The sequence below is a fragment of the Natronococcus jeotgali DSM 18795 genome, assembly GCF_000337695.1.
In the GTDB taxonomy this organism is placed as follows: Archaea; Halobacteriota; Halobacteria; order Halobacteriales; family Natrialbaceae; genus Natronococcus; species Natronococcus jeotgali.
The window spans coordinates 1-1,065 of the sequence record NZ_AOIA01000073.1 but is presented as its reverse complement, the minus strand read 5'-3'; the positions used below and the strand labels follow the sequence as shown (position 1 = coordinate 1,065).

1 pseudogene is annotated in these 1,065 nt (G+C 58.4%); it reads right to left on the bottom strand.

Going from position 1 to position 1,065, the window contains the following annotated elements:
- Positions 1–348: 348 nt before the first annotated feature.
- A pseudogene (locus C492_RS08210) lies at positions 349–1,065 on the bottom strand (HTH domain-containing protein); the annotation flags it as partial.

Here is a 1,065-nt window from a genome sequence, read left to right as displayed (position 1 = left end):
GAGAGGCATCGCCGTCGTCACTGGAACAATGACGCAAGATACCATAATCCTGACCCTTCGACAAACACCGCTAGCGACAGCTACTGCATTTTCTGACTCCAAGAACCGGCCTCTGACGCCGTAAAACCGTGTATGATCAACCCTATCCCGACGCTGTCTTGCGTTCAACAAGGCAACGTAATAGCGTCCCAGCATGGGATTGAAACGACAACGGCTTTTACCTGGCCCACGCGCCCGGTGACGTCACAACGTAATAGCGTCCCGGCATGAGATTGAAATTCACCGAACATCATGGTGTTCGGGATCGGCATTATTCCTCGAAATCAGTCTCAAGCGCAATGTCGTTGCTCATGCTGTTATCTCTCTTGAAGCGGTAAGCGGCTGCTGCTCGAGTATCGGCCCGATATCGATCGGCGTTTCTCGGTCGGGCCGTTCAGTACCGGTCAACCGTGCGGCCAACTGGATCCACGGCGCGACATCGGGATTTTCGAGTAACACCCACGGTTCGGGTGGCCAGAACAGGGTTCCGCCGACCGGGTCGTCGGGATCGCCATACCTTTCTGGCGGGAGAACCGTCTCAAGCAGCTCGCCGATAGCATCGACGAACGGAGTACCGACGATGTCAGGAACAATACCAGCACGGCGCTCGGCGTCAGTACGGAACGACAGCTTGAGACGCCAGCCGTTGCCGTCGACCGAGACGAGACCAAGTGCCTCGAGGACGTCCCGGTTGTTTCGGATCGATCGCGTCGAAACACCGGCCCGGTCCGCGAGGTCACGTTGGGAGAGTCGCTCATCGGCTCGGAGCAGCGAGCAGAGGACTTTGCCAACCGTCGGCGGGAGCTCCGGCATCAGATGATCAGCCTCGAGCGCGGAAAGGGCGTACCGGAGCTCGTCAGCTCGAATCTCTCGCGGCATCTCCTCACTCTCGAGCTGATTTGGCGCCCGTGCGACGTCGACCGGATTGCCAGACAGAGAGCGTGTCATAGAACTCTTCTCGTCCCCTTCGATGTGACCGAAGTGATAGATACAGGCGGAGGCGATACCACTGCGGTAGCGCACAAG